General features: G+C 65.1%; 4 protein-coding genes and 1 pseudogene. All 5 read left to right on the top strand.

All coding sequences use genetic code 11. The annotated features are described in order from the left end of the window. The first annotated feature begins 221 nt into the window (after nt 1-221). Nucleotides 222-1031, top strand: a complete 810-nt coding sequence (locus tag DXK21_RS16300) for a type 1 glutamine amidotransferase domain-containing protein (RefSeq protein WP_211306071.1) — start codon at nt 222-224, stop codon at nt 1029-1031. Between the two features lie 2 nt (nt 1032-1033). Next, nucleotides 1034-1489: a VOC family protein gene (locus tag DXK21_RS16295; RefSeq protein WP_211306070.1), complete on the top strand. Its 456-nt coding sequence runs from the start codon at nt 1034-1036 to the stop codon at nt 1487-1489. Next, nucleotides 1489-2595, top strand: a complete 1107-nt coding sequence (locus tag DXK21_RS16290) for an NADH:flavin oxidoreductase/NADH oxidase (RefSeq protein WP_211306069.1) — start codon at nt 1489-1491, stop codon at nt 2593-2595. Before DXK21_RS16295 ends, DXK21_RS16290 begins: the two co-directional genes overlap by 1 nt. Further along, a complete protein-coding gene (locus DXK21_RS16285; protein ID WP_211306068.1) occupies nt 2592-2900 on the top strand; it encodes a hypothetical protein in 309 nt (102 codons plus the stop codon). The genes DXK21_RS16290 and DXK21_RS16285 overlap by 4 nt, the downstream gene beginning before the upstream one ends. Before the next feature lie 54 nt (nt 2901-2954). Then, nucleotides 2955-3051, top strand: a pseudogene (locus DXK21_RS16280) (IS6 family transposase); the annotation flags it as partial.

Genomic DNA, 3051 nt, shown 5'->3' with positions numbered 1-3051 from the left:
AAATCTCAGCGGAAAACTCTAACGTCCCGTGATCCAGTTTTCGGGGAGCAGATCACCCGGGCCGCCGCGCTCAGTGAAAGACGGCGGTAGACTTCGACGAAGGTGCGCAACTGCAGGAGGGACATTCCGGTTCCATAAGCGGATTTATGGCCGTCCGCCATTCCCGCTGGATTTCATGATGCCGTTCCCTGCGTATCTAAGCCGCCGAAAGGAACGATCGAATGCAAAATCGCCGCCAACTGCTGAAAGCACTCACCGCTGTCTTTGTGGCGGGTGCGGCTGCGCCGGTTGCGTTTGCTCGTGTCCCCGACATCAATGGAAAAGGACAATTGACGATGACCCGCATTCTCATGGTGGCCACCTCCGCCGACCGAATGATTCCCGGCACCGAACCGACGGGTGTCTGGCTCGAGGAACTTACCACCCCGTATTATGCCTTCCGCGATGCGGGCGCCGAGGTGACGCTGGCCTCGATCAAGGGCGGCGCCATCCCCGTCGACCAGCGCAGCGTCAACGCCGACGGCGAGAACGACGCTTCGGTCGAGCGCTATCTGAAGGACGAGGCCCTGAAGGCCGAGGTTACCAGCACCCCTGTATTCACAAGCATCGATCCCGCCGGCTACGACGCGCTGTTCCTGCCCGGCGGCCACGGCACCATGTTCGACTACCCCGGCAGCGACGAACTGGCCCGCCTGGTCGAACGCTTCGACCGCGAAGGCAAGATCGTTGCCGCCGTCTGCCATGGACCGGCAGGGCTGGTCTCGGCGAAGAAGGCCGATGGCACGCCCCTCGTGGCTGGCCGCCGTGTCGCGGGCTTCACCGACAGCGAGGAACGCGCGGTCGGCCTCGACAAGGCCGTGCCGTTCCTGCTCGAAACGCGCCTCAAGGAACTTGGCGGCAAGCACGAGAGCGGCCCCGATTTCGCCCCATTCGCTTTGCGCGACGGCAACCTTGTGACCGGCCAGAACCCCGCCAGCGCAACCCGCACCGCGGAGCTCGTGATGGAAGCCCTCAAGGACAAGGACGTCTGATCATGCGGTATCTCCACACCATGCTGCGCGTCGCCGATCCCGAGGCGGCGGTCCGGTTCTTCACGCTGCTGGGTCTCAGGGAGACCCGGCGCATGGAGAACCAGGCCGGGCGTTACACGCTGATCTACCTTGCCGCCGACGAGGATTTCCGCGGCGACGGCGAGCAGGGCGATGCCGAGGTCGAGCTGACGTACAACTGGCCGCCCGAGGATGGCAGCGCTTCCGAGAAATACACGGGCGGCCGAAACTTCGGCCATCTCGCCTACGGGGTCGACGACATCTACGAAACGTGCGCGCGACTGCAGGCGGGCGGCGTGACGATCAATCGCCCCCCGCGTGACGGATACATGGCGTTCGTCCGCTCGCCGGACGGGATCTCGATCGAACTGCTGCAGAAGGGCGAACACAAGGCTCCGGCCGAACCCTGGGCCTCCATGCCCAACACGGGCGAATGGTGATGGCGAAATTGTTTGAACCGATTGAGGTTGGCGGGCTGCGGCTCGCCAACCGCATCGTCATCGCGCCGATGTGCCAGTATTCGGCAGTCGACGGCGCGATGACCGACTGGCACCAGATGCATCTCGGCCAGTTGGCGCTATCGGGCGCCGGCGCGCTAACGATCGAGGCGACTGCTGTGAGCCCGGAAGGGCGCATCACCTACGGTGACGTCGGCCTCTACGACGACCGTACTGAAGCGGCGATGCAAAGCGTGCTCGAAAGCGTGCGCCGGTGGTCGGACATGCCGCTGATCATCCAGCTGGCGCATGCCGGCCGCAAGGCGAGCTGCGCCAAGCCGTGGCACGGCGGAACGCAAATCGCCCCCGATACGGAGAATGGCTGGCAGACCGTGGCACCCAGCGCCATTCCCTTCGCTCCGGACGACCATCCCCCTGTCGAACTGGACAAGCCGGCTCTTGCCCGCATCCGGGAGGCGTTCGCGGATGCCGCCCGGCGAGCCGGCAGGCTCGGCATCGAAGCCATCCAGATCCACGTCGCGCATGGCTATCTGCTCCACGAGTTTCTTTCGCCGATCTCCAACCGGCGCGGCGATGAATACGGCGGCAGTCTCGACAACCGGATGCGGTTCCCGCTCGAAGTGTTCGCTGCCGTGCGCGAAGCGTTTCCGGCCGACCGCCCGGTGACCGTCCGCGTTTCCGGGGCCGACTGGGTTGAAGGCGGCTGGACAGCGGAAGAAACCGCACGGTTTGCGCAGGAACTGGAGCGGCGCGGTTGTTCGGCGATCCACGTGTCCAGCGGCGGCCTCGACCCGCGCCAGCAGATCCCTGTCGGCCCCGGCTATCAGGTGCCGCTGGCGCGGACGGTCAAGGACGCGGTTGCCATGCCTGTCGTGGCGGTCGGAATGATCACCGATCCACACCAGGCAGAGCGCATCCTCGAAGACGGGCATGCCGACGCCATAGCCATTGCCCGCGCTGCGCTGTGGGATCCGCGCTGGCCTTGGCACGCCGCCGCCGCGCTCGGCGCATCGGTCAAGGCGCCGCCGCAATACCTCCGGTCCGAGCCCCACGAAGCGGGCCGCATCCTCAAAGAAATGACACCATGAAAACCTCGGTCAAAATGCTTCTGGCCGCTGGCGCTGCCCTCTCGCTCGCCGCCTGCGCGATGACCCGCGAGGGTGCATCCGCGCCCCAGATCGAACAGGTCGCGACCTTCGATGGCGCGATGCCGACTGGCGTGACCGTCGCCCCCAACGGGCGCATTTTCGTCAACTTCCCGCAATGGGGCGACAACGCGCCGTTCACGGTTGCCGAGCTGGTCGACGGCAAGGCGGTGCCTTATCCCGACGCCGCGACCAACCGGCCCGATCCGGCCGACCCGGCGGGGCATTTCATGGTGCTGTCAGTCTAACGCTAAAGGTGCTCCACTTCGAAGGCTGCAAGCCATTGGTGGAGAAGGCGTTTTATGAAACCGCTATCGTTTAAGCGACACCGCTTTCCAGGCGAAGTGATCCGTCATGCCGTGTGGTTGTACTTTCGCTTCAATCTTAGCTTCCGCGACG

Origin of the sequence: Brevundimonas bullata (assembly GCF_003350205.1) — a bacterium.
In the GTDB taxonomy this organism is placed as follows: Bacteria; Pseudomonadota; Alphaproteobacteria; order Caulobacterales; family Caulobacteraceae; genus Brevundimonas; species Brevundimonas bullata.
This window is presented reverse-complemented; position numbering and strand designations above follow the sequence as displayed.